General features: G+C 40.9%; 21 protein-coding genes. 12 read left to right on the top strand and 9 right to left on the bottom strand.

Going from position 1 to position 21,571, the window contains the following annotated elements; all coding sequences use genetic code 11:
• The first annotated feature begins 238 nt into the window (after nt 1–238).
• From NSTC731_RS12405 to NSTC731_RS12415, 3 genes are all read left to right on the top strand, one after another.
• Nucleotides 239–2,767, top strand: a complete 2,529-nt coding sequence (locus tag NSTC731_RS12405) for a sugar phosphate nucleotidyltransferase (RefSeq protein WP_445631065.1) — start codon at nt 239–241, stop codon at nt 2,765–2,767.
• A 728-nt stretch (nt 2,768–3,495) separates the two neighbouring features.
• Nucleotides 3,496–4,008: a flavodoxin FldA gene (gene fldA / locus NSTC731_RS12410; RefSeq protein WP_445631066.1), complete on the top strand. Its 513-nt coding sequence runs from the start codon at nt 3,496–3,498 to the stop codon at nt 4,006–4,008.
• A gap of 72 nt (nt 4,009–4,080) precedes the next feature.
• Nucleotides 4,081–4,830 (top strand): alpha/beta fold hydrolase, encoded by a 750-nt coding sequence (locus NSTC731_RS12415; protein WP_445631067.1) that lies wholly within the window; start codon nt 4,081–4,083, stop codon nt 4,828–4,830.
• 101 nt (nt 4,831–4,931) lie between these two features.
• On the opposite strand, the gene NSTC731_RS12420 is transcribed toward NSTC731_RS12415, so the two are convergent.
• Nucleotides 4,932–5,210, bottom strand: coding sequence for a DUF2442 domain-containing protein (locus NSTC731_RS12420; protein WP_445631068.1), 279 nt, complete (start codon nt 5,208–5,210; stop codon nt 4,932–4,934).
• A gap of 139 nt (nt 5,211–5,349) precedes the next feature.
• On the opposite strand from NSTC731_RS12420, the gene NSTC731_RS12425 reads away from it, so the two are divergent.
• From NSTC731_RS12425 to NSTC731_RS12435, 3 genes are all read left to right on the top strand, one after another.
• Nucleotides 5,350–5,580, top strand: coding sequence for a DUF433 domain-containing protein (locus NSTC731_RS12425; protein WP_292741094.1), 231 nt, complete (start codon nt 5,350–5,352; stop codon nt 5,578–5,580).
• Nucleotides 5,581–5,594: 14 nt separating this feature from the next.
• Entirely contained in the window at nt 5,595–5,729 is a 135-nt protein-coding gene (locus tag NSTC731_RS12430) for a DUF5615 family PIN-like protein (protein WP_445631069.1), read from the top strand.
• Nucleotides 5,730–5,862: 133 nt separating this feature from the next.
• Complete coding sequence (locus NSTC731_RS12435) at nt 5,863–6,087, top strand: DUF5615 family PIN-like protein (protein ID WP_445632075.1); 225 nt, start codon at nt 5,863–5,865, stop codon at nt 6,085–6,087.
• 2 nt (nt 6,088–6,089) lie between these two features.
• Here NSTC731_RS12435 and NSTC731_RS12440 read toward each other — a convergent pair whose 3' ends face one another.
• A complete protein-coding gene (locus NSTC731_RS12440) occupies nt 6,090–7,427 on the bottom strand; it encodes an ABC transporter ATP-binding protein (RefSeq protein WP_445631070.1) in 1,338 nt (445 codons plus the stop codon).
• A 225-nt stretch (nt 7,428–7,652) separates the two neighbouring features.
• Here NSTC731_RS12440 and NSTC731_RS12445 point away from each other — a divergent pair, with 225 nt between their 5' ends.
• On the top strand, nt 7,653–8,909 hold the full coding sequence (locus tag NSTC731_RS12445; protein ID WP_445631071.1) for an FAD-dependent oxidoreductase: 1,257 nt from the start codon (nt 7,653–7,655) through the stop codon (nt 8,907–8,909).
• 297 nt (nt 8,910–9,206) lie between these two features.
• Nucleotides 9,207–9,779 (top strand): single-stranded DNA-binding protein, encoded by a 573-nt coding sequence (locus NSTC731_RS12450; RefSeq protein WP_445631072.1) that lies wholly within the window; start codon nt 9,207–9,209, stop codon nt 9,777–9,779.
• Nucleotides 9,780–10,221: 442 nt separating this feature from the next.
• On the opposite strand, the gene NSTC731_RS12455 is transcribed toward NSTC731_RS12450, so the two are convergent.
• The 3 genes from NSTC731_RS12455 to NSTC731_RS12465 form a co-directional block, all read right to left on the bottom strand.
• Nucleotides 10,222–10,461, bottom strand: a complete 240-nt coding sequence (locus tag NSTC731_RS12455) for a type II toxin-antitoxin system RelE/ParE family toxin (RefSeq protein WP_445631073.1) — start codon at nt 10,459–10,461, stop codon at nt 10,222–10,224.
• Entirely contained in the window at nt 10,436–10,666 is a 231-nt protein-coding gene (locus tag NSTC731_RS12460; RefSeq protein WP_445631074.1) for a hypothetical protein, read from the bottom strand. Before NSTC731_RS12460 ends, NSTC731_RS12455 begins: the two co-directional genes overlap by 26 nt.
• Nucleotides 10,667–11,057: 391 nt before the next feature.
• Complete coding sequence (locus NSTC731_RS12465) at nt 11,058–13,955, bottom strand: NACHT C-terminal helical domain 2-containing protein (protein WP_445631075.1); 2,898 nt, start codon at nt 13,953–13,955, stop codon at nt 11,058–11,060.
• 190 nt (nt 13,956–14,145) lie between these two features.
• Between NSTC731_RS12465 and NSTC731_RS12470 the strand changes: the two genes are divergently transcribed.
• From NSTC731_RS12470 to NSTC731_RS12480, 3 genes are all read left to right on the top strand, one after another.
• The gene (locus NSTC731_RS12470) at nt 14,146–14,373 is read left to right on the top strand and encodes a hypothetical protein (protein ID WP_445631076.1); all 228 of its coding nucleotides are present in this window, start codon (nt 14,146–14,148) and stop codon (nt 14,371–14,373) included.
• A 150-nt stretch (nt 14,374–14,523) separates the two neighbouring features.
• Nucleotides 14,524–14,730, top strand: coding sequence for a hypothetical protein (locus NSTC731_RS12475; protein WP_445631077.1), 207 nt, complete (start codon nt 14,524–14,526; stop codon nt 14,728–14,730).
• A 178-nt stretch (nt 14,731–14,908) separates the two neighbouring features.
• Complete coding sequence (locus NSTC731_RS12480; protein ID WP_445631078.1) at nt 14,909–16,795, top strand: ABC transporter ATP-binding protein; 1,887 nt, start codon at nt 14,909–14,911, stop codon at nt 16,793–16,795.
• 59 nt (nt 16,796–16,854) lie between these two features.
• Here the strand turns inward: NSTC731_RS12480 and ureG are convergent, their stop codons facing one another.
• The 3 genes from ureG to ureE all read right to left on the bottom strand — a co-directional run bounded on the left by ureG (nt 16,855) and on the right by ureE (nt 18,665).
• Entirely contained in the window at nt 16,855–17,451 is a 597-nt protein-coding gene (ureG, locus tag NSTC731_RS12485) for an urease accessory protein UreG (RefSeq protein ID WP_322713846.1), read from the bottom strand.
• 100 nt (nt 17,452–17,551) lie between these two features.
• Nucleotides 17,552–18,244, bottom strand: a complete 693-nt coding sequence (locus NSTC731_RS12490) for an urease accessory protein UreF (protein ID WP_445631079.1) — start codon at nt 18,242–18,244, stop codon at nt 17,552–17,554.
• The gene (gene ureE / locus NSTC731_RS12495) at nt 18,219–18,665 is read right to left on the bottom strand and encodes an urease accessory protein UreE (RefSeq protein ID WP_445631080.1); all 447 of its coding nucleotides are present in this window, start codon (nt 18,663–18,665) and stop codon (nt 18,219–18,221) included. The genes NSTC731_RS12490 and ureE overlap by 26 nt, the downstream gene beginning before the upstream one ends.
• Nucleotides 18,666–18,781: 116 nt before the next feature.
• Here ureE and NSTC731_RS12500 point away from each other — a divergent pair, with 116 nt between their 5' ends.
• Nucleotides 18,782–19,351, top strand: coding sequence for a Uma2 family endonuclease (locus NSTC731_RS12500; RefSeq protein ID WP_445631081.1), 570 nt, complete (start codon nt 18,782–18,784; stop codon nt 19,349–19,351).
• A 251-nt stretch (nt 19,352–19,602) separates the two neighbouring features.
• Here the strand turns inward: NSTC731_RS12500 and NSTC731_RS12505 are convergent, their stop codons facing one another.
• Nucleotides 19,603–21,390 carry a PAS domain-containing sensor histidine kinase gene (locus tag NSTC731_RS12505; protein ID WP_445631082.1) on the bottom strand — a complete coding sequence of 596 codons (1,788 nt, stop codon included), beginning with the start codon at nt 21,388–21,390 and terminating at the stop codon, nt 19,603–19,605.
• Nucleotides 21,391–21,571 lie beyond the last annotated feature (181 nt).

Raw genomic sequence — 21,571 nt, forward strand, 5'->3', positions numbered from 1 at the left:
GGCAGGGGGACAAGGAGATAAACAAAACTCCTAACTCTTGTACAGACGCGATTAATCGCGTCTCTACTCTTAACTCCTAACTCAGCACTCCTAACGCCCAATCCCCAATGCCCAATCTATATGCATCTTGTGGAAGTTCCTCAAATATGAATATCCATAGGAGACTAGAGAAAGAAAAACAAAATATATGTGACACGTTTTTCAAATAGCGAAAGCTGTAACTAGTTAAGGAGGATTTATGCGTGCAGTACTGATGGCAGGGGGTTCGGGAACGCGGCTTCGCCCGTTAACTTGCGATCTGCCGAAACCGATGGTGCCGATTCTAAATCGACCAATTGCCGAACATATTATCAATCTCCTCAAACGACATCAAATTACAGAAGTTATTGCAACATTGCATTATTTACCTGATGTCTTGCGAGACTATTTTCAAGATGGCAGCGATTTTGGCGTCCAGATGACTTATGCTGTCGAAGAAGATCAGCCTTTGGGTACAGCAGGCTGTGTAAAAAATATTGCCGAACTTCTTGATGAAACCTTTTTAGTTATTAGCGGGGATAGCATAACAGATTTTGACCTGACGGCAGCGATCGCATTTCACAAACAAAAGAAGTCAAAAGCTACTTTGATTTTAACCAGGGTTCCTAATCCGATTGAATTTGGAGTGGTGATTACTGATGAGGAAACACGGATTCGGCGATTTTTAGAAAAACCCTCTAGTAGTGAAATTTTTTCTGATACCGTCAACACTGGTACTTACATTCTCGAACCAGAAGTTTTGGAATATCTGCCAGCAAACGTTGAATGTGACTTTTCTAAAGACTTATTCCCCTTACTGCTAACAAAAGATGAGCCAATGTATGGTTACATTGCTCAAGGTTACTGGTGTGATGTCGGTCACTTAGATGCTTATCGTGAGGCTCAGTATGACGCGTTAGATCGGAAAGTCCAGTTGGATTTTGCCTATAAAGAAGTTTCTCATGAATTATGGGTAGGCCAAAATACTTACATCGATCGCACGGCTGTGATTGAAACCCCGGCAGTGATTGGTGACAATTGCCGTATTGGGGCAAGAGTACAGATTGAGGCAGGAACCGTAATTGGGGATAATGTCACTATTGGCGCTGATGCTAATCTCAAACGTCCCATCGTGTGGAATGGGGCATTTATTGGCGAAGAAGCACATCTTTCTGCCTGTGTAATTTCCCGTGGCACTCGTGTAGACCGCCGCGCCCATGTATTAGAAGCTGCTGTTGTAGGTTCGCTTTCTACGGTGGGAGAAGAAGCCCAAATTAGCCCTGGTGTACGTGTTTGGCCCAGTAAAAAGATTGAGTCAGGGGCAGTTTTAAACATTAACTTAATTTGGGGGAACACTGCCCAACGAAATTTATTCGGTCAACGTGGCGTTCAAGGATTAGCTAATATCGACATTACTCCAGAATTTGCCGTGAAATTGGGAGCTGCTTACGGTTCTACTTTGAAACCTGGTTCTAAAGTAACGGTTTCCCGCGACCAGCGTAATATTTCTCGGATGGTGACGCGATCGCTGATTGCTGGTTTAATGTCAGTAGGTGTTGACATTCAAAACCTTGATGCTACAGCTATCCCCATCGCCCGTACAGTTATACCCACAATGTCGGTAGCTGGTGGTATCCACGTCCGGGTACACCCAGACCGCCCTGACTACATTCTGATTGAATTCATGGATGCCAAGGGCATTAATATCACCAAAGCCCTGGAAAAGAAAATTGAAGGTGCTTACTTTAAGGAAGATATGCGGCGGGCGCTAATTCATGAAATTGGCGATGTATCTTATCCTAGCCAAGTCATGGAGCGCTACTGCACTGCTTTTGAGAAATTATTGCATGTTCATACACTCCGCAACAGTCGGGCAAAAGTGGTGATTGACTATGTTTATGCCGTATCAGGGGCAGTTTTACCCCAAATGTTGGATAAATTTGGCGCTGATGCAGTGGTATTGAATGCCAGTGTCAATAAAACGGCAATGTCAATCACCGATCGCGAAGGATTGCTGACTCAGTTAGGTCATGTAGTGGAGGCATTAAAAGCTAACTTTGGGGTGCAAGTATCCGCTAATGGAGAACAGCTAATTTTAGTTGATGAATCCGGCTACCCAATTCGTGGGGAAATGTTAACAGCACTGATGGTAGACATGATATTAACTGCTAACCCCAGAGGAACAGTAGTTGTACCAGTTCATGCTTCTAGTGCTATTGAACAAGTCGCCCGTCGCCATGATGGTAGAGTGATTCGCACTAAAGCCAACCCTACAGCTTTAATGGAGGCTTGCCAGAAAAACCCGAATGTGGTAATAGGAGGTAGTGGAGAGACTGGTTTTATTTTCCCGCAACTGCATCCGGGATTTGATTCCATGTTTTGTATTGCCAAGATAATTGAGATGTTGACTATACAGGAGCGATCGCTTGCTGCTGCGCGGTCAGAATTGCCCCGTGTAATTCACAAAAGTTATACAGTCCGTTGCCCGTGGACAGCCAAGGGTGCTTTGATGCGTTACTTAGTGGAAACTCACCCAGCGCAAAACCTAGAACTCATCGATGGAGTAAAAATTTGTCAACCCTACGATGACAGTTGGCTGTTAGTTTTACCAGATGCCAGCGAACCACTGGTGCATTTGTATGCAAATAGCAACGATCGCGAATGGGTAGATGAGACTGTGAGAAACTACCGCACCCGTGTTCAGACTTTTGTGGAAAGACAACAAGAATATCAACCTGCTGAAGTGTAATTTGTAATTCGTAATTCGTAATTGAATTCTTTAATTACGAACTACGAATTATATTGACCACCCAATTATCGAAAGGAAAGTAGGCTTTCGCTTTTGCTCTTGTAGTTTACTCAAAGTATTAAAACTTGACATCTATTTATAAAAATTCAATAGACGCGATAAATCGCGTTTCTACAAGCGTTATCGATATTTTTAGCAGCGATCGCCCTATTTATCAATCAATCTTCTTGCAGAGTGCGTTATTCACTCTTAATATAAAAATACGGTAACTCGATTAAGTTACCGTATTTAGAGCAGCCAAAGGAATATATCACATAACTCCTGCAAGATCAAGTCTTGTATCGCTTTTAGTCTAAACTCTTTTGTTCAGGCGTTCATCTCAATACTCCTATTCGAGTCAGTGCGAAGTTTTTGACCAATTAAGGTATGAGAATTCTTGCTGCCTCGTCTAGTTTTCGGTTTGTTTCCTGAAATACTTAACAAAACTTTACTTAGTTAAATGAAAAAGACTCTCAATTAGTCTGATAGGATATCTTCAGACTAATTGAGACTAATACTCATTAAGTGAGTCATGTATTTCAGCTATTTGCAAACTTTCTGAAAAGATAACGCTTTTGACTTGCGTGGCTGTTCAAACACTGGAGTCGATGCCTTGATGGGCAGATTAACCAACCTCTCAGGGCGACTTTCCAGCAGGGCACACAACTATTTATTTATCAGGTGTCAATATGTCAAAAAAAATTGGTTTGTTTTACGGTACTCAAACTGGCAACACTGAATCTGATGCTGAAAAAATTCGGGATGAGTTTGGTGATGATGTTGTGACATTACATCCCATTTACGAGGCGGATAGTAGCACTTTTGATGAATATGACTTGCTGATTATTGGTTCTCCTACTTGGGATATTGGTCAACTTCAGAGCGATTGGGAAGGCTTTTTCTCCGATCTAGATGAAATAGATTTTAGTGGAAAGCTAGTTGCCTATTTTGGTGATGGAGACCAATATGGCTATGCCGATAACTTCCAAGATGCAATAGGAATTCTAGAAGAAAAAATTTCCCAACGAGGCGGTAAAACTGTTGGTTACTGGCCAACTGATGGATATGACTTTGAGAATTCTAAAGCTTTGAGAAATGGTAAGTTTGTCGGATTGGCACTTGATGAAGGTAGTCAATCTGATTTAACAGATGAGCGAATTAAAACTTGGGTTGCTCAGTTAAAGAAAGAATTTGGTTTGTAGAGATTTAGGGCGTACAGCTAACTGTACGCCTTTGTTGAAACTGATAATTTAATTTAGAAGTTATAGGTATTTATGTCTGATTCATTTGATGTTTTATGGTTAAGTGCCAGTCCTGCTTTGCAGCGTTTTGATAAACCATTACTTGAACATTTATCTAGGTATATAAATGTCGCCCAGTGGGAATATCAGCAAACTAAAGATGAAGCTAGTTCCATAGATCAAGCTGTAGATTTACTGTATGAATTTTTAGAATGGCGCGGCCCCGTGCATTTAGCAGGTCATGCTATGGGTGGTGCGATCGCCTTAACCTTTGCACGGCGATTTCCGCAAAAAGTGCGATCGCTCACTCTGCTAGCTGTAGCAGCTCAACCTGCAAATAATTGGCAAGCTCACTATTACTTTCAACGACAACTTTTTAGCATCAGCCGTGAGTTAGTTTTAGCAAGTAGCGTTCGCAGTCTGTTTGGCAATCAACCACCTCATACCACTAAAAAGTTAGTAGCTGCTTTAGATAAAGATTTAGAACAATCTCCCACGTCACACTCTTTATTTAAGTTGGTTTATTTACCCAAGGGTGGAGTTTCTATGCCAATGATGGTATGTGGTAGCAAAAGCGATCCGGTAGTCAACCCTCCTGCATTGCATGATTGGTTAAATTGGTTCAAGCCAGAAGATAAACTCTGGGAATGTCCTCAAGGGTATCATTTTTTTCACTATTTTTATCCTCAACAGGTTGGCGAAGAGATTTTGGGTTTTTGGCAATGCCACCATCCGCATCTACTGGAAGCATCTGCACTATCTTTTAGCACTTCTACAAATTGATGTCTGGTGACAAGCCTTACGGCTACGCACTTGTGAAATTTGGGGTGTACTGGGTGCGTAGCTTGCCGCCGTAGGCATCGCTAATTAAATCTTTTTTCCTGTCACACACTACGACTTAACTCATAGTTAGGAATAGGGCGATCGCTAATCACTGCATAGAGAACATCTGGATCGAGGTCGGCTCCCGATCGCCATTGGATTGTGCCTAATTCGTGCTTTAATTCAACCTGAGCAAAGTATTGTTTATCTTGTAAAGGTGCAAAAACACCTGTAAATTTAATCAGTTTACTAACATCAATTATTCCTTCCACTTCGTTTTCAAAACGGATATATAGTTGATAATTTTCCCTTGGCTCTACTGCAATAATGTCTTTTAACATATTTTACTACTCCAATGGTAAGACGCTATTGAGGAAATCAGTTAGCCTGTAAGGTGGTAAAAGTTTGATAATAAAAAAGATTGACACAGCCATTGTTGGCTTCTCAATCTCGTAACCCCACTCCCACTTTGCAACAGCTATGCAAAATCTCACCAGAATTACTCGCAATCCTGAAGTTATGGGTGGCAAACCCTGTATTCGCGGAATGCGTGTCACCGTTGGTACTGTCGTTGGCTTAATGGCATCTGGACATAGTAATAGCGACATCCTCAAGGCATATCCTTATCTTGAAGAAGCTGACATATATGAAGCACTTGCCTACGCTGCATGGCGGGCTGAAGAGATTGAAGTTCCTCTCAGAAGTGCATGAAAATTTTGATTGATATGAACCTTTCTCCTGACTGGGTTGCGGTTTTTGAGAGGTACAATATCTCTGCTGTCCACTGGTCTACGGTTGGCGATCCCCGCGAGAAAGATTCAATAATTATGGAGTGGGCAAGAACTAATGGATATAAGTAAGTCGGTGAGAATAAATCAAACTAGATTAAGTAACGTAAAAAATATTGGGATTATTTCGTAGTGAGGACTAAAGTCCTCTTATGAGGTCTGAATCCTTACCTACAAACCTTGAATTATTTACACCTCTCTACTTATTGTCTTTACTCACGATTTAGACTTCGGCTCCCTACTAGCTGCTACAGGTGCCGATACTCCCAGTGTCATTCAAGTTCGTACCCAGGATGTTTTGCCAAACAGTATTGAAAATCTAGTTATTTCAGCCCTGAATCAGTTTGAGTCTTTACTAGAGACAGGCGCATTGGTCACTGTTGACCAAGCTCAATCTAGGGTGCGTATTCTACCAATTAGACGCGGATAGTTTTAGGGAAATATAGCTAACTCAGTTTCCGGGTCAAAAAAGTGAATTTTCTCTGGAGTTAGCGATAACCATAGTTGTTCACCAGCTTTTACAAATCGGTCTGGTGGGATTCGCACTTGCAAGGAATTGGCTGTAGTGGCTCTTTGAGATCCTGGTTCGGCAATCTTAACAGCAAGAAAGGAATCGTTGCCGAGATTCTCTACCAAATCTACTTGCACGGGTAGATTTTTGGTGGCAGGCATACTCAAGTTCAAGTGTTCTGGGCGAATGCCTAAAATTAGAGTTTTTCCATCATATTTTTGTAAAGCTTTTCCCCAGACTTCTGGGAGGGTGAAACGAAACTGGGAACGAGTAATCAACTGCGGGGCATGAAATTCTACAGAAATAAAATTCATCGGTGGTGAACCAATGAATTCTGCTACAAAAAGATTTGCAGGGCGGTTGTAAAGTTCTAGGGGAGAAGCAACTTGCTGAATTTTACCCTCAGACATAATCGCAATGCGATCGCCCATTGTCATCGCTTCTGTTTGGTCATGGGTAACGTAAATCGTCGTTGTCCCCAGTTGGCGCTGCAATTTGACAATTTGGGCGCGGGTTTCCGCCCGTAGTTTGGCATCTAAGTTAGAAAGCGGTTCATCCATTAAGAATACTTGCGGGTCACGGGCGATCGCTCTTCCCAATGCAACCCGTTGTCTTTGTCCTCCAGATAGTTGTTTGGGTAAGCGATTCAGCAATGTTTCGATTTGCAACAGTTGAGCAACACTACGCACCTGTTCATCCACCGCCCGTTCTTTGTTAGAAGTGTAGCGCAATCCTTTAGGTAACTTTCTGGTCGCTCCGACAAAAAGATTTTCCGCCCAGGTGGAAAGTTGAGAGTGGGCAGTGGGGAGTGGGGAATGCTGATTTTCCCTATTCCCTATTCCCCATTCCCTATTCCCTAATTCCCTGCGGCGCAACCCAAAAGCGATGTTGTCATACACCGTCATGTGCGGATAGAGGGCGTAATTTTGAAACACCATTGCGATGTCGCGTTCCTTGGGTGGTAAGTCATTGATCAAGCGATCGCCTATCCAGATATTACCGCCAGTCATCGTTTCTAACCCGGCGATTAACCGCAGCAAGGTACTTTTACCACAACCAGAAGGGCCTACCAGCACCATAAATTCACCGTCTGCGATCGTTAGATTAATCCGCCGCAAGACATTGACACTTTCCGCCCGCTCTTGGGCTACATCGATTTTTTCCCCAGGCGTGAGGGGAGATTGGGTTTGTGAGGTAACACTTTCCCCTTTACGCGGGGAAAAACTTTTATAAACGTTTTCTAAAATAACTTGGGACACAACTAATTATTGTGATTGGGGATTGGGGATTGGGGATTGGGGATTGGGCATGGGGCATTGGGCATGGGACATTGGGCATTGGACTAATGACTAATGACTAATGACCAATGACAGTTTAGCGCCCATCATAATACACCTTCAGGGTAAATACGAAAAGTTAAAAAAACAGCTTGCACTATCAAAAGCAAACTATTCTAAATTTTAGGGCTATCAAGAGGTGTTGTGATGACTACCGATGTACCTAAAAATCTTTCTCAAGACCCAAATATTAATCCTGTCCATGACATTGTAGACGTACAAACTACAGATTGTTGCATTGTGGGTGGGGGACCAGCAGGAGCAATATTAGGGCTGTTGTTAGCGCGTCAAGGCATTTCTGTGATGCTGCTGGAAGCACACAAAGACTTCGATCGCGATTTTCGCGGCGATACAATTCATCCATCGGTGATGGAAATTATGGAGGAATTGGGATTAAGCGATCGCTTGTTAGAACTTCCCCATACTAAAATGCGCCAAATTAGTATTCAAACTCCTCAAGATAATGTCACATTCGCAGATTTTAGCCATCTGAAAACCCATTATCCCTACATTACAATGCTTCCCCAGGTAAAATTCTTGGAGTTCATCACCCAAGAAGCACAAAAATATCCTAGTTTCCATCTAGTAATGGGTGCGAATGTGCAGGAATTAATTAGTGAAAATGACGTGATTCAAGGTGTCCGCTATCGGGGAGGCGGTGGTTGGCACGAAATTCGGGCAATACTGACAGTTGGTGCAGACGGTCGCCACTCACGTTTGCGACACTTGGGTGAGTTTGAATCCATCGAAACTTCGCCGCCAATGGATGTCCTCTGGTTTCGCCTACCGCGTCAGCCAGAAGACCCTGAAGGAGGAATGGGGCGCTTTGGTCAAGGTAAGCTAATCGCCATGCTTGACCGTGGCGATGAGTGGCAAGTTGCCTATGTTATTCCTAAAGGAGGCTATCAACAACTAAGGGCTGCGGGTTTGGAGGAATTAAAAAAATCTGTTGTCGAAGTAGTGCCAGAATTCCAGCAACGTATTCAAAATTTACATGATTGGTCACAAGTAGCTTTTCTCTCGGTCGAGTCCAGCCTTGTCAAACGTTGGTATCGTCCGGGACTGTTAGTCATTGGTGATGCAGCTCATATAATGTCCCCCGTTGGTGGAGTTGGCATTAACTACGCGATTCAGGATGCTGTAGTCGCGGCGAATGTACTTAGCAAACCGCTCAAAAACCGAGAAGTACAACTGAGTGACCTAGCAAAAGTACAACGTCAACGCGAGTTGCCTACACGCATTATTCAAGCGTTTCAAACTTTTATCCAAAAGCGGGTATTGGCCCCGGTTATCACCTCAAATCGCACCTTTGTACCACCTGCATTTTTGCGCTTACCCATCTTGCGCGACCTTCCAGCCAGGTTGATCGCCTTGGGTGTTTTTCCAGTTCACGTCAAGGCTTAATTTTTGCCAAAAATTTTTTCTATTTAATTAACTTAGTGGTACAATTATACTACTCTATGCAGAATTGAATGCTCAATTTAGTCAAGCGAGGGTGGCGAACGGTATACTCAATGCTGTTCAAAGCGATCGCTTGGCTTTTATGCTAGAAAGGACTAAAAACTCAAAATGGATGTAGAAAATTTGTTCAAACATTATTAAAAAATGCAAAAGATTAAACCTATCTAGATATTAATTGGCACTACATAGAAAAACCTTCTCTTTTTGAATCAGTACTTTTTGCAGTCAGGAGTAATTTTAATGAACAGCTGCGTTTTGATGGCGGAAATTATTAACGAACCGCAACTCCGCTATACAGCGGATAATTTGGGAGTCACGGAAATGTTGGTGCAGTTTCCCAATTCCCAGAAACCAGAAGATCCGCCAGCCACGCTGAAAGTTGTCGGCTGGGGGAATTTAGCGACAGAAATTCAGCAAAACTACCACCAAGGCGATCGCGTCATCTTGGTAGGACGTTTAACTATGAATACTGTCGATCGTCAAGAAGGGTTTAAAGAAAAACGCGCTGAATTGACAGTACAACAAATTCAATCTGTTGGAGGTAGTTTTAATACCGATCCATTACCCTCAGCAACCCCAACTCCATCATTTACTGAAACTGCTCCCCGACAACCATCAGCATCTCGTCCTCCACAGAAAGAGGTTCCCACTTACGATTCACCACGTCCAGCACCTACTCCAGCGACAAATCCTGTTGGCGTTGCTCCCCAAGCGAAAACTTACGAACCCGTACCCCAACCCACAAATTATGAGCGAACCACTTATCCAGCAGTGAAAGAGGAAGAACCAGATCCAGATGATATTCCGTTCTAAAAGTTGGTAGTTGAACGTGTATTCAATTAACTAACATTACGATTAGACAATCTTCACAAATAGCCATCCTTGAGGATGTGCTATTTTTTGTTTGCGATGAAGCTTTGCGTCAGACATCGCTTACTTACTCTGGTTTTACCAACCCTGTATCTTCCCATATAAGCCAATACAGTTCAGTTAAGAAAAATTGTAGGTTGGGTGAAGCAAAGCGCAACCCAACAAAGCGCCGGAAATGTTGGGTTACCCTGCAAGAAGCAAGCTACGTTCCTCAACCCAACCTACACAGTTTAAGATTTTTGGCACTGTTTAATCCGCGATTTAGTTTAGCTATCGAGCAGTTAGGAATAGAGAATTTTAATTTCTAAATCCCAAGCTTCAGCCTTTATTTTACAATTTAATAAACTTCATCATGGCTGCCAATATCAATCAATAGAATAACCATTTATAACAACTTTTCATCCTCAGAGAAATTAAAGATAATTCTACAATCATAAGCAACAGAACAAGACCACAACCCCGCTAAATTTCCTGTTAACTTATGAGACTTTAAAGACGGTGTAAATGGATCATCTGCCAAAAGTCTTAATACATTAACAATTTGATTCTTTAATTGCGGGTTTTTCTTTGTAATCTTCCTAAAAGAGCGCTTAAACCCACTACTCCAGACAACTTCCATCATCATCTCCGAGTAAATCAGCGATCAAATCATCAACGCTTCCCCTATGAGCTGTCCCATCCTTAAAAGCCTGCATTACTTCCTGAGCATTAGCCAAAATTTCAACCCGCCGATTCTCAATTCGTTGCTGGCGAAGAAACTCAAATAAATACTCTCGATCTTCTGTGGGCAAACTTTCAATAGAATTAATAATTTCTTGTAAATTCATCATAAAACTTTCTAATCAAGTAAATTCGACCTTTGCTAACTCTATTTTAATCTCTAAATCCAAAACCTCAGCTTCTTACATTTGGTCAATTTTGGCAAAAATATAATGTGGCACAGCGAGCGGCGGCAAATATTTTTAGAGGCCAGAAACAGCGATTAGCGATCGCTATTAGATAAGGCATTGACTATGATGCTGGATTTGGAGATGTCTATCAAGAGAGGGGCTGGGGTTAAGGATTTACTGCCAAGAATTCTTAGTATTAACAGGTTATTTAAGTTAACTTAAACTGAGAATTTTTGATTTTGGATTGTATATTTTATTTAAGTCTAAAATCAGACATAAGTATATTATAAATCATTTAAAATTTCCTATGTTTACATTTATCATTTATAAACTAAACTTTTTTATAAGAGCGACTTTGCTCAATTTCAGCAATAGGCAGTAATAAGGTTCCCTCTATTTCCTCACGAATTTGGCGACTCATATAACAATCGCTATTAAGACAATCGACTAATAACTTATTACCATCATAATATTGATTTAATAGTTTCATTTGTTGATTATTAAATTGCCAATCATACCCCAAGTTACGGAAATCAATTATTAATTTACATATCCGATTTCTTAATTTTTCAGCCCAATCTGCTCCGTTCTCCAACCACCAGCTTTCAAACGATATTCCAAAAATACCTGGATCGGGCAATTGTACTTTAACCTCTAATAATAAGTTAGACAGTAAACTATTAAGAGATAAGTTAGAACCGAACTCCTGTTGAGATTCTTGTTTTCTGAGTTCACTAAGCCGCTGATCAAGAGTTTGGATCTTCAATCCAAGTTCTGAGTGTATCTTTTCAAAAATTATTTCATCTTCAATTTGTTCTATATCAATATTGGCTTCATCTAGTGAAAATTGTAACTGCCCCATTAATTCCTCAATCCCTTCTTTGTAAGAATCTATCTCCTCATTTATTGCTTCAAGTTCATCATTAATTTCTTCTAATGCATCTTTAATTTCATCAATTTCATTTTCTTCGGCTTTTAATTGTTCTTTTTCAATATCTTTAACTTGTTTTTTTATAATTGCACGTTTTGCTTCAAGTTCTTCTATATCAGCCATATATTCAGTAGTTTCAGCCTCGATTTCTGAAATACTTAAATTAATCTCTTGAAGTAAACTCAATTCATCTTCAACTGCCTCAATAGAAGTCAAAGTATCCAAATCATTAATTTCATTAGATTCTTGAAGGACAAGTTCCCCATTTCTGTTAATAGTGAGATCATTATCGATTGCAAAGGCAAGTGTTCGATCTGGATTAATAGTAGAACCAAAATCAAAATCTAGTTCTACAATAAGTTCTCGAAGATTCTCAAGGCTAATTGTTATTGTTTCTTCAAAAATTAAGTCTGTAGCAAGCTGTTTAGCAAAATTTATAATTTGATTAGTTACTCGTTCAAGAGACAATGCACGCGCAAGATCAAATGCGAGATAAAAGGCTCGAACAGCGGATGGTTTATAGAAAGAACCTACTTTATGAGACTTTTGGCTTATCCAGTTTAAAAAGTTTTGTAAATCTTTATCATTCTCTATAAGACTATCAATATTTCGTTTCATTAAACTCAACAAATAATCTGCATTACGAAGCATCCCTACAGTTAACAAAAAAACTTCACGCCAACGAGGTTCGATGAAATGGCTACTTAAATCCTTTAAAGCTTTTTCTAAAGGTTCTAACCCAAAAACTATCTCTCGTGCGGTGAAATACTCATGAAATGTTAAATGGGAAAACGAGTAAATTCCGCGTGCGCGTTCAGTTAACAATCCATGTTGAGCTTCAATGGATTTTAGTATTGCTTCGCTATCTAGTCTAAGAGCTTCTGGATCAAGTTTTGCTTCGGGCAAATTCTGAATATAATCAGCAATATATTGTTCTAGTTCTTTTTGTTTAAAGAAATAGTCACCTCTCTCAAAAGTGAGCCTTGCAATTTGGCTGAGTAGGTCTTCTTTACGCTGCAAGGATAATTGCTCATATATTTTATCCCGTTCAATATTACGTTTTGCATCCCATTTTTTCAAAAGAATATCTAAACCCTCTTTATAAAGTTCTGAACGATTAGAAGGGAAATCTGCTTTTTCCCCAAAAACTAAACATAGTAATGTCAGCAATAGAGGACTAGTTGCTAATTCCTGTATTGGTTCATTTCCTTTCACTTTTTGAATAAACTTATCAACTTTAATTACATCTTTAATTTGGAACCATTTTTTTGCAAAAGTACATATTTGATTGATGTCAAAATCTGCAACTTCTACTTCTGTAAAATGTTCAAATACATACTCTTTTGCTCCAATACGACAAGTTATAACAAACCAATTAGTATTGAATTGCTCAGAAAAATCTTTAATCTGTTTGATAATTCTACTAGAATCTTCCTCTCTAACTTCATCTAATCCATCAAGTAATATCAATCCTCTACCTTGGGTTAATATGTTTTCTACTTGAACGGGGGTAACATTATGTTTAGCAAATTGTAAAAAAATATAATCCAATAAACTTGGGTATTCTTTAGAATTTTTAGCACCAATTTTTACTGATAGTTGATCCGTTTCAGCAAAATCTTTTAAAGTAATAAAAATAGGAACTTTATCAGCTTGAAAATCACCTAAATTGCATCGAATTATTAAATATTTCAAAAAAGTTGTTTTACCTGCTCCTGGCTTACCTAAAACTACTAATTTTGAATATTTTTCTACAGCTTTAGTGCCAATTACCCGTTTTTCAGATATCCTTCCAAGACCAAATCGATCAAAATTAACTTGATTACAATTCTGTTGCAAGTCCGAAAGACCTAGACGGCGACGGCTAATAATTCTTTCAAGAATATTAACATTTGTATATACCTCTTCTAACCCAATGGGTTGATCCATGTCCAGCACGCGCATAGTGCCGTACAACTTTTGGACGCTACTTCGTCTCTTCCTTCTGACTTTTGTAACTAAATCATCAATGTCAGAATTTTTATCACGATTGTTGTAAGAAGGCTGTAGTTTAGTCTGATCGGGATCGATATTTTCTGGTCGCTGAACGATCTCATTCCAGTCCAAGTCTAGTCTGCGGCAAATATCATCAATAAATTTGGAGCGATCAATAGTTTCTCCCTTAAAGAATTTGCTAACAGTTGATCTAGCAATACCAATATCTTCAGCCAGTGCCTTCTGGGTTAAACACTCCCGGATCAATGCTGCTTTTGCCCTGTCGATTCCTACTTCAGAAGCCCTGAGTGTTCCTCGATTCATTAGACTTATCCGTATATTTATATGCTTCTTGTTGTCATCATTGCTCATTCTAAAATATCTTTCACAAGTCAGACACGAAATACAAACTCAGTTGCAAAGTCGGACAGATACGCAGACAACCTCAGTCAGAGTAACGGACATCTGAGTAGGAAACTGAAGATAGTCAAAGTTTAACGAAGTAATTGTAATTATGAAACCTACTAGCTTCAAGCTTATCTTTCTAACAGTTGTTGGTATTACTCTCCTGTCAGGTGGTACATCTCTCTGGCTTGCCAGCCAACCCACGCCTACTAAACCCCAAAAAGGAATGCTCGAAACCACACAAAACACTTGGCTGATGGGAACTGGAGCTATTTTCGGTTTGTTAGGTGGGCGTTCCGACTCCACTAAGCCCAACAAGTCCGACTCCGAGAATTAGTTAGAATAACTGACATCTTGCACTATTCTTGATCAGGTAGAGTGGGCATTGCCCACCCTATACAATAATCATGTTTTTAGACTTTGATTTTGGCACTAAGATGGTGGTGCAAGATAAAAGTAATGACTATTTATATAATACTGCTGTTCTATGGCAATGCTCACTGGAGATGTCAAATCCGAAAAACGAGAACAAGCACTGCAAAAGCATAACTCAGTATTGCAAACTGGCGATCGCTCCTTAACCAATTTACGGATTTGCTCTTTTGGCTGTTTTGTTCGTGGTGGCAACTTTCTGTGGTTAATGGTGTTATGTAAAGACTGGAACTCTGAAAAGAGAGGATACCATAAGCCATAAGCCGATCGCAATTTGCAGAAATCACAAGCAGTTCTATATCGCAAATGCATGTATATTGTGGAAGTACGCAATCTCAGAAAAACTGCCAAAGAGTGTAAAAACCAAATTTATCGACACATACATCAAAACTCTTGTTAAAATCCAAATAATTTTAAGTTAAGATTCATACCCAACTCCTATGAGAGAAACTGTCCTAGAGGTTCACAATCTCCAAGTTGAATTTCCCGGTGATGGCAACACTGTCAAAGCTTTGGATGGTATTTCCTTTGCGCTGCATCGAGGTGAGACTCTAGGAATAGTAGGAGAATCGGGAAGTGGTAAATCAGTGACAGCCTTAGCTGTGATGGGTTTGTTGCAAACTCCTGGCATAGTGAGTGGCGGTGAAATCTGGTTTCGTCCGCAGGAAAATGGCAACCCCATCGATTTGGTAACATTGCCTCCTGAGCAAATGCAGTTACACCGAGGTGGCGACATCGCCATGATTTTTCAAGAACCGATGAGTTCGCTTAATCCGGTTTATAACATCGGGTTTCAGCTAACAGAAGCGATTATGCGGCATCAAAATGTGTCAGCAGCCCAAGCACGACAAATTGCGATCGCAGGTCTGCAAGAGGTTAAACTTCTACCTAGCGATGAGGAGATCCAACAGCAGTATATCGAAACTTGGCATCAAACCAACGCCAAATTATCTAAACCAGATGGGCCAAAGTTGGCACAGTTGGTTAAAGAACACAAAGAAGCCATGCTGGAACGCTATCCTCATGAACTTTCTGGAGGTCAGTTGCAACGGGTGATGATTGCAATGGCAATTTCTTGCAACCCATTAATCTTAATCGCCGATGAACCAACCACAGCTTTGGATGTGACGGTGCAAGCGACTATTTTGGAGTTAATGCGAGAATTGCAGCAAAGCCGTGACATGGCAATGATTTTCATTACCCACGATTTGGGGCTAATTTCAGAAATTGCTGACCAAGTAGCGGTGATGTATAGAGGTAAAGTTGTCGAATCTGGTACTTCTGGGCAAATTTTCAGTAGTCCCAAGCATCCATATACTAAAGGTTTGATAGCTTGTCGCCCCACACTCAACCGCCGTCCCCAAAAATTACTCACTGTTTCCGACTACATGAGTGCAGAAGAGACGCCAACGGGACAAGTAGTAATTCAGCCGAAAGAACCCGCACAACCCACAGAAGTTACCAAAGAAGAGATTGCTGCAAGATTGGCAAACTTTAATGAGAAAGAACCCCTGCTGCAAATCCGCAACCTGAAAGTTAGTTTTCCAGTGCGTGGGGTGTTCGGTAGTATAAAAAGTTATAATATGGCAGTTAATGGCGTTTCTTTTGATGTTAAACCAGGAGAAACACTAGGTTTGGTGGGAGAATCTGGTTGCGGTAAAACGACCCTTGGCAGAACCTTGCTGCGCTTAATTGAACCGATGAGTGGTCAGATTATCTTTGAGAAACAAGATATTACTAGCCTCAAAGGAGAACGGTTGCAAAAACTGCGACGGGAAATGCAAATAGTCTTCCAAAATCCTTTTAGTTCCCTCGATCCCCGGATGAAGGTTGGGGACGCGATAATGGAACCTTTGTTAATTCACGCTGTTGGGAAGACAAAACAACAACGACGAGTGCGAGTAGTCGAACTTTTAGAACGGGTGGGGTTGAGTGCAGATGCGATTAACCGCTATCCTCATCAGTTTTCTGGCGGTCAACGCCAACGGATTTGCATAGCTCGTTCTTTGGCGTTAAATCCTAAGTTTATCATCTGCGATGAGTCAGTTTCAGCGCTAGATGTTTCAGTACAGGCGCAGGTATTAAATCTTCTCAAAGAATTACAGTCAGACTTTCAGCTTACTTATATCTTTATTTCTCACGATTTAAGTGTAGTGAAATTTATGAGCGATCGCATTTTAGTCATGAATCGCGGAAAAATTGTTGAAGAAGGGACAGCCGAAAGCATTTACCAAGAACCTAAAGAGGAATACACGCAAAAATTAATTGCTGCGATTCCTACCGGTAGTGCTGAACGGGTGCGAAGTCGTCATCAGAAGGCTTTATAGAAACAGAATTCAAAAGTCAGGAGTCAAAATGGGCTTGACTCCTGAATCTGAATTCATTTTCAACAGATATTGGTGCAAACAAAGTTAATTACATCTGCAAGTCCAGAGTGAGTTTTTAAATTAGTAAAAATAAAAGGTTTATCGCCGCGCATTTTTTTAGCATCTCGTTCCATCACACTTAAATCTGCACCAACATAAGGTGCTAGATCGGTTTTGTTAATCACCAATAAATCAGACTTGGTAATACCAGGGCCACCCTTGCGGGGAATTTTATCACCAGCTGCAACATCGATGACGTAAATTGTTAAATCCACCAATTCTGGACTAAAAGTAGCAGCCAAATTATCGCCGCCACTTTCCAAAAATACCAAATCCAAATCGAGAAAACGTTCTTCTAATTGTTCAATTGCCGCCAAATTCATCGAAGCATCTTCGCGAATAGCAGTGTGAGGACAACCACCAGTCTCTACACCCAAAATGCGATCGCTAGCCAACGCCTGAGAACGCACTAAAAACTGAGCATCCTCTTGAGTATAAATATCATTCGTCACCACCGCAACTTGATACTGCTCGCGCAATCCCTTACATAAAGCATCAACTAAAGCCGTCTTCCCCGAACCCACTGGTCCTGCAACCCCTACTCGAAATGCATTCATTTTTATTTGTCCTTTGTCATTTGTCATTTTTTCTTAGTCACTGTTGCTTGGGACATGGTTATTGGGAATTAGTTTTTGACCAATGACCAATGACAAATGACTAACTCCTAAACAACCTTGTATACTGCGTTTCATGCTGCATACTTGCCAGCGACAAACCCCAACTACAGCAGGCGAGTCGATCGTCATCCAACGCGAGAATTTCTAATGCCGCAGCACTGAGTAGTGGTTGCAAATCTAGCAATAACTGCTGTCCTGTTGTTTGCCCAAGGGGGATCAGTTTCACGCCAGCAGTAATCAAATTACTTGCCCAACTGTGCAGATATGCGAGTAATGCGGCTTGGATGCTGATTTGCCAATGGGCAACGGCAATACCAAAAGCGATCGCATAATTGCAAGGATTACCTACAGCATAGGTAATAGGCATAATCTGCGATTCTAGTTTACCAAGTAATTGGATCAGCGATCGCCCCATCTGCCAACTAGAGGCGCGTAATTCTTCTGTTTCCCTAGCAGCCGATAGCCACAAATTCCAACGGCGTAGCGACTCAATATCACCTATTTTTACAGCTTGCTGCGATCGTACCATCACCGCCGCCTCTAACCGAATTGCCCCGTAGAGCAACTCTGCTTTTAACCAATCTTTGAGATGTGTGTGGTTAGCGATCGTACCATTTTCTACCAGCATTTCCAAACCTTCAGAATAACTATATGCTCCTACAGGTAAAGCGGGGCTAGCCAACTGTAAAATACTCAAAAGATGACTATCAGTGAGCATGATGGTGTTGTCCATAAGCTCCTAATTCTGGCTGAAATGGTAAAATTTCCTCTTTAACTTCTAACCCCAATTGTTCCAACATAGTGCGTAAAACTGAATCTGAAGATAAGCGTAAATAAGTTGGAGTAATTTCTACTGGTACATGGCGATTTCCTAGATGGTATGCTGCCCGTAATAACAAAAGTGATGTTTGGGCAAAAGCAGTTATTACTAGTTCTGGTTTGGCAGTAATTCTGATTAAACTGCTATGGGTTTCTTCTTGTAGAATATCGCCATCGTGTAAAACAGTTCCTCTGGGTAAATGTAAAAACACAACCTTACCATCTGCCGTTTCAAAGCGATGACGGCTGCGGGTGCGTTCTTCTGCTGTTAGCGCCAGAGTAAAAGTAACCGCAGCATCGTAATTAGGTGGTTTAAGTTGGGTAAATGTCAGCATACAGAGTTTAGCCTGAACTTTTGCTTTTCATTATGGTTCTAATTTAAATACAATATCTGCCTTGCCAGAAGAAAAGATAAAATTCAACAAAGGCAACGAGCCAAACGGGGACAATCATGAACCAAGCCATTGAGGGAGTACGCTGGACAATTCACGATTTAGAGGTTCTACCCGAAAACGAGTGGACGCGCTATGAAATTATTAATGGAGAACTCTTTGTGGCTCGCACACCTCACCGCCGTCATCAACAAGTTTGTGGCAAAATATTCCGACAACTCGATGTTTGGTCAGATTCGAGTGGTTTAGGGGAAACAATTGTGGCTCCAGGAGTGATTTTTTCGCAAGCAGATAGCGTTATACCGGATGTAGTTTGGGTAAGTCGAGAACGACTGGCACAAATTGAAGATGAAGCGGGACATTTGACAGGCGCACCAGAGTTAGTAATAGAGGTTTTATCCCCAGGTAAACAAAACGAACTTCGAGACAAAGAAGCAAAACTGAAACTTTATTCAGTTCAAGGCGTGCGTGAGTATTGGATTGTCGATCGGTTTACTAAACAAGTCGAAGTTTATCGGCGAGAAAAAGCACAGTTGGTTTTAGTTGCTACTTTGTTAGGCGATGATGAAATCACATCGCCACTTTTACCCGGATTTTGTTGTTCTATCCGTTTATTTTTTCCTGACTAATCACAAATTCGATAATATTTATGCAAACCTAACTGCTAGATATAAATGCTTACAAAAATTGAAAAACTTTTGTCACACCTGTTGAAAAAATCTTCATAAATATGATCTAGTTCATAACAGTGTTCGTATCTCTGCATTAGGTAAGTTATTTGTGAAGCTGATGAATGATAAAAATTAGAATTGTACCTCTTCTCTTTCGTCACAAAATTACTTCTTTTCTTCCTTTGCTTTCTTCTCGTTAACAAAAAGGTTTAATTAGCAACTTCATCCTGTGGGCTACTAATTGGTAAGGTAAACCAAAATGTTGCCCCTGCATTCAATGCACTGTTTACGCCAATTTCGCCGCCGTGAGCATGGATGATTTGCTTACACAGATACAATCCTAATCCCAAACTTACAGAATTGCCGATGCCTGTACCCCGAAAGTAAAGGTCAAAAAGCCGATCGCTTTGTTGTTGACTAATTCCCACGCCGTTATCACTAACAGTACAATAAATCATGCCATCCTGATGGGTAGCATTGATTGTCAAAAGCAATTCTGGGGGATTATGTTTCAAAGCATTGACGATTAAATTAGAAAAAACTCGCCATAGTTGCGTGGGATCGGCATTCACTAATGGCAAATCTGCGGCCACCAGATTTGTCAGCTTGGCTTGGTTTTGTGCTATTAATGGCTCTAAATCAGCGATCGCAGCTTCGACAACTGTCAGTAATTGTACGGCTTGAAGTTGTAAAACAACACCTTGCATTTCACTGATATGAGTTTCCATCAACGAATTAATTAAGTTCAGTTGGCGATCGCTACTTTGAATCATCCGCTCTAAAATTGAGCGGGAAATCGCAATATTTTCCTCTGAACGGGCAAGCAAATTCTTCAACACCATTAAAGTACCCAGCACTGGGTTGCGTAAGTCGTGGGAAACTGCATGGAAAAATACTCGTAGTTCTTCTTCAGTTTGCTTGCGCTGGGTAATGTCTTCAATCAAACCTTCGTAGTAAAGCAGTTTTCCCTTTTCGTCACGAACTTCGTAGGCTTTTTCGGAAATCCAGACAATACTCCCGTCTTGACGATAAATTTGGGACTCGAAATCGGAAACGCTGCCATACTTTTCCATCAGGCGCACAAATTCTGCTCGGCGGTTCGGGTCAACGTATAATTGTTCAATATCAGTGAAATTTGCTGTCACCTCGTCTACTAAGGAGTAGCCATAAATCCTCGCTAAAGCAGGATTTGCCGTAATATAATGTCCATCGGGACTGCTTTGAAAAATTCCTTCAACGGCGTTTTCAAAAATGCTGCGATATTTAGCTTCGGCAACCTTGAGTTTTTGGTAGGCAGATTCTAGTTCTTGGCGGGCGAAAAATTCCGAACGTTGCAGGCGATCGTACAGATAAACACCGATGTCACATATAGTACAAAACCAGAAGATATATAAAATGAACGTTACATTATATATTCCTGGATGGTCGGGGATTGATGTTTTTAGCCCAAGTACTGTATTCACACCAAAATAGTAAATCAGCACACTTACTTGAGTCAGCAAGTGAAGAATCCAGCAAACAGGCATCAACACAGCTTGGCTCAAGAACAACAGCGACCAGCCGATGGTATCGGGTAGTGCGAAACCTCTGATGGTTGCAAACAACTGCGACGCTAAACTAAGTGACCAAGAAGACCCCAAAAATAATAAATCTGGACGATGACGACCTAATTTAGTTTTATGTAAAGCAAGGCAAATAATTATAGTTGCAAGCATTGCAACATTAATTACCAGGCGTTGAGTTCTAAGTACTTCTGGGAGCGGCTGCAACTCTGCAAAAGGAAAAAACAGGCCGTAAATGTCTCGCAAAGTAAAAGACAACAGACAGATCAGCGCCAGCCATAACCATAAACGTAATCTTTGCCACAAAAAACGGTTACGCCAAACTCTGTAAAGAGTAATGATTTCATCTGTTGTTGGTGCAGAAAAGGTTTTTCTCCACCACCTTTGCACTGTTGTCAATGGAGTAGCCATTAGCATCCGAGCAACTTTGCCCATACCTTGAGGGTGTTTCCCTTACTTAATAGACTTCTTGCAGAGTCGGGAAAGGGGGAAGGGGTAAAGGGTAAAGGTTTTGTATTTAACCCTTCCCCTTTAACCAAAACCTTTTCCCACAAGAGTGCAAAAAGCACCTTTGCAAGAGGTTTAATATTGCCATAAATAACACCCTCTCATTTTT

The sequence above is a fragment of the Nostoc sp. DSM 114167 genome, from assembly GCF_052692655.1.

Bases quoted from the DNA above. Each gene is read 5' to 3' on its own strand.
- NSTC731_RS12450 (WP_445631072.1), top strand. From the start codon at position 9,207: ATGAACAGCTGCGTTTTGATGGCGGAAATTATTAACGAACCGCAACTC.
- fldA (WP_445631066.1), top strand. From the start codon at position 3,496: ATGTCAAAAAAAATTGGTTTGTTTTACGGTACTCAAACTGGCAACACT.
- NSTC731_RS12415 (WP_445631067.1), top strand. From the start codon at position 4,081: ATGTCTGATTCATTTGATGTTTTATGGTTAAGTGCCAGTCCTGCTTTG.
- NSTC731_RS12430 (WP_445631069.1), top strand. From the start codon at position 5,595: ATGAACCTTTCTCCTGACTGGGTTGCGGTTTTTGAGAGGTACAATATC.
- NSTC731_RS12455 (WP_445631073.1), bottom strand. From the start codon at position 10,461: ATGATGATGGAAGTTGTCTGGAGTAGTGGGTTTAAGCGCTCTTTTAGG.
- NSTC731_RS12445 (WP_445631071.1), top strand. From the start codon at position 7,653: ATGACTACCGATGTACCTAAAAATCTTTCTCAAGACCCAAATATTAAT.
- NSTC731_RS12420 (WP_445631068.1), bottom strand. From the start codon at position 5,210: ATGTTAAAAGACATTATTGCAGTAGAGCCAAGGGAAAATTATCAACTA.
- NSTC731_RS12475 (WP_445631077.1), top strand. From the start codon at position 14,524: ATGGCAATGCTCACTGGAGATGTCAAATCCGAAAAACGAGAACAAGCA.
- NSTC731_RS12465 (WP_445631075.1), bottom strand. From the start codon at position 13,955: ATGAATCGAGGAACACTCAGGGCTTCTGAAGTAGGAATCGACAGGGCA.
- NSTC731_RS12470 (WP_445631076.1), top strand. From the start codon at position 14,146: ATGAAACCTACTAGCTTCAAGCTTATCTTTCTAACAGTTGTTGGTATT.
- NSTC731_RS12490 (WP_445631079.1), bottom strand. From the start codon at position 18,244: ATGGACAACACCATCATGCTCACTGATAGTCATCTTTTGAGTATTTTA.
- NSTC731_RS12500 (WP_445631081.1), top strand. From the start codon at position 18,782: ATGAACCAAGCCATTGAGGGAGTACGCTGGACAATTCACGATTTAGAG.
- NSTC731_RS12405 (WP_445631065.1), top strand. From the start codon at position 239: ATGCGTGCAGTACTGATGGCAGGGGGTTCGGGAACGCGGCTTCGCCCG.
- NSTC731_RS12505 (WP_445631082.1), bottom strand. From the start codon at position 21,390: ATGGGCAAAGTTGCTCGGATGCTAATGGCTACTCCATTGACAACAGTG.
- ureE (WP_445631080.1), bottom strand. From the start codon at position 18,665: ATGCTGACATTTACCCAACTTAAACCACCTAATTACGATGCTGCGGTT.
- ureG (WP_322713846.1), bottom strand. From the start codon at position 17,451: ATGAATGCATTTCGAGTAGGGGTTGCAGGACCAGTGGGTTCGGGGAAG.
- NSTC731_RS12460 (WP_445631074.1), bottom strand. From the start codon at position 10,666: ATGATGAATTTACAAGAAATTATTAATTCTATTGAAAGTTTGCCCACA.
- NSTC731_RS12480 (WP_445631078.1), top strand. From the start codon at position 14,909: ATGAGAGAAACTGTCCTAGAGGTTCACAATCTCCAAGTTGAATTTCCC.
- NSTC731_RS12425 (WP_292741094.1), top strand. From the start codon at position 5,350: ATGCAAAATCTCACCAGAATTACTCGCAATCCTGAAGTTATGGGTGGC.